The following is a 3477-nucleotide window of genomic DNA, read 5'->3' as shown; positions in this document are numbered from 1 at the left end:
TTTTTGTGCTCTGATCCAGTGAAAACGATTTTTCTTACTGGATCGGAACAGTGTTCAGTTTAATTTTACAATCGGCGAAAGAATAATCTTTATTACAATTTCTATCCGTTGAACCAGAATTTTGATTTGGCTGAACTAGCATATGAAAAAGACGGTGAAGAGCTTGAAGACGAGCAACAAAGCAAATTAGACTTATTTTATAGGTTTTATGGTAGTGTTTTGCGCACTGATGCTGGGAGATACTTCGTGTCCTATCAAGTTGAACCATCAGATGATCAACTAGTAGAAATATTTACACCTCAACCGAATATTGGATTACTTGAGGACATAAGTGATTTAGCAAAACACGTAGAATTAGAATCTGAAACTGACTTTTTGGATTTAACTGCTGACATCTTAGAAGGCAAAAGCTTTGATCATATTCAACTTTTAACAGAAACTCAAAATTTGAATAACATTCCAGATAAGTTGCTGGAACGTGTAGAAATTTTATTGGATCTCATTCCAACAAAGAATTTGTTAGGCGTTGTCGTTGTCAAACCAGAGCAAAAGCCAATACAACATTCTAAAGAGTACCATCGAATCCTATCTGAGTATTGGGGATACCCAAGTTTTCGTGACTTGCAAATCTATAAAGACATCCATAAGAGCAAAGAAATTATCAATGTCTCTCAAGAAGCCATTATTGATAGCATAGTTTCTCAAGCTGAGCAGGCTCTTAAAGGTGAAAGTTATCGAGATGTGTTTGTTACCTCTCCAACCGGTGCTGGTAAATCAATAATGTTTCAAATACCAGCGATATACATGGCAGAGAATTATACTGATGAAAAGCCACTAACCTTAGTCATCTCGCCATTGATCTCGTTAATGCAGGATCAAGTTGCGGGGATGCAAAAGAAACAATATAACAAAGCTGCTACGATAAATTCAAACCTGTCAATAATAGACAAAAACAGAATAGTTAATCAGATTAAGAATGGAGAAATTGACATTCTATATCTGTCTACTGAAACGTTACAGAATCGTTCGAATATCAGTGATTTGATCGGGGACAGAAAGATCGGATTATTTATTGTTGACGAAGCCCACATTGTTACTACGTGGGGTAAGTCATTTAGAGCTGATTACTGGTATATGGGGATTTACCTTCAAAAACTTCGGCAAAAATACAGTTTTCCAATAGTAACTTTTACGGCAACAGCCATTTATGCCGGGGTAGAGAATATGTACGCGGAGATCCGTACCAGTCTAAATATGGTTCGTCCAATTACTTACTTCGGGAAAGTTAAGCGTAACGATATTTACATGGAAGTATTTGATGAATCTCATGAGGATTTAAAGGGAAAAGACTATCTTACTACGAAGTACAACCTTGTTCTCTCAAGGTTAAAGCTGTTTAGTAAAAATAACATGAAGACACTCGTTTACTTCCCAACAGTAAAGACTCTTTTAGCAGTACACAGTTTCTTAAAGCAATCTCCAGAGATATATGATCAGATTAGCGTTTATTATGGGCCGCTTAATAAAGAACTAAAAGAAGAAGCCTACCAGGATTTTAGGTCAGGAAAGAAGCCGATTATGCTGGCAACCAAGGCATTCGGGATGGGGATTGATATTTCAGACATTCAAAATGTCTACCATTATGCTCCAACAGGCGATCTACTAGATTATATCCAGGAGATTGGTCGTGTAGCTCGTGATGAAAAGCTTAATGGCTATGCTTGGGTTGACTATTTCAAGAACGACTTATTTGAGATACAACGGATGCATGGTATGTCAGCAATTCGTAAGTATCAAATCTTAGCTGTCATGGAAAAAATTCGTGAGATCTATCGGACAAAGAAGACTCGTAACCTGATAATTAATGCGGACGACTTCCGTTATTTACTGCAGAACGCAAATGCAGAAGATGATTCAAGCATAGACAATCGACTGAAGATTATTCTTTTGATGATTGAAAAGGATTTTGAGCAAAAATTTGGCTACTCTGCATTTTATGCTCGTCCTCGCCAATATTTTGGTAAAGAACTAGTTTTTGGGAATAAAGAGCAACGTGAGCTGTGGAAAGAATATGGTTATGATCGATATCTAAGTCGAGTGGATGCGCTTATTAATTATGATAAGTATGACTCAGTATATGCTTTCAATTTAGTTGCTTTCTGGGAAGATCGCTATAAGAATATTTCTTACCCGCAATTTAAGTACTTTGTATTTACTAGTGCGAGCTTGGACAATAAGCTTAGTCAGACTGATCGAGAATTTTTTGTGCAATTAAATTTTTGCTCTGGCTTGAAATATAAGCTAACAGTTTCAGCTAGCCAAGCACTAGCAGATTTCAAGAAGAATCTAAAAGTGCTAGATGATTTCTTGATGCAATGCCAGATTGGTCGGAGATATTTTGATAGAAAAATGTTAGCTAGTTTTTTGCAAAAGAAGCTAAAGATAGATTCGTCTAAGGCATCAAGACTTAGTGACTCAATAATCAACAACTTATTACAGTATCAAGATTCAAGACAAATAAAAGCGATTATGGAGAAGCCACGCGGTAAACAGATGATGTATAGTGTGCTGTTAAACTATGATCAGTTATTGGATGGATTAGAGAGTGTAGCACGTAATCTCTTAATCAAGCGCTTTAACCAAGGTACTGCAGATGAAGAGAGTGTAGTCTTGTATCGTTGGAGAATTTTTGCGAATAGCAAAACTCGTGGAGCGAACACGGAAGTTATTGTACTGGGGCTAATGGAAAGCTTTGGACTATGCAGTTACGAGGTCATCAGTAGTGACAGTCCGGAAATATATATTAGGGTGAACAGTATGTACCCTATTGAGCGCGCATTAGAGAATCCAGATCAATATCAAAATCAACTTCTAAGTGATGTGGCCAAAAAATACTACATCTCGGTTGGAATGTTCAAATATTTGTTTACGATGCCAAAACATGGTAATAATGAGATGGAAATCGTTACGAATTATACCAATGAATTTTGGGATATCGTTGAAGACTATTTCTTTGGAAAATTCCCTGCTGCTGTTGAGAAAGAAATTTATCAACCTAGAGGAAGTACACATTAAGGAATAAAAGATTACCATACAATGAAAGAAGAGGTGTGTGTTAGCTTTCTCGTTTATCCTATTGACAACTATTCTCAGATGAAAAGACATACCTAGTTGAGAATGGCTACTTAGAGTGTAGAGTTGAGAAGCAAATTGATTTGCCACCACTGGTATGGATGGACAACAGCCAACCGGACGTATACCCCCTAACGTAAATCTAAGCGCTAGGGGGGATTTTTGTCACCTATTTTTTGTAATTTAGCTTAACAACAGTTGAAAAGCAGAAATAGAAGTAGTATAGTTAAGTTGTTCGAAAGAGTAATTAGCTTTTACAACAAATGCTAACTTCCCAGAGCAATCAAACTCAAGTCCTCTGAGAAAGTGCCCTAAACCCGCAAAAATACTGTATTTTTAGCACAT

The 3477-nt window shown here is 36.8% G+C and carries 1 protein-coding gene; it reads left to right on the top strand.

Annotated features, from left to right (window positions below):
- The first annotated feature begins 126 nt into the window (after positions 1 to 126).
- The gene (locus FD23_RS08330) at positions 127 to 3075 is read left to right on the top strand and encodes a DEAD/DEAH box helicase (RefSeq protein WP_162252825.1); all 2949 of its coding nucleotides are present in this window, start codon (positions 127 to 129) and stop codon (positions 3073 to 3075) included.
- Positions 3076 to 3477: the final 402 nt, after the last annotated feature.

It is taken from the genome of Lactobacillus delbrueckii subsp. delbrueckii DSM 20074 = JCM 1012, from assembly GCF_001433875.1.
Classification (GTDB): domain Bacteria; phylum Bacillota; class Bacilli; order Lactobacillales; family Lactobacillaceae; genus Lactobacillus; species Lactobacillus delbrueckii.
Note: the sequence above shows the minus strand (reverse complement) of the source record. Positions and strands in the feature narration are given on the sequence as shown.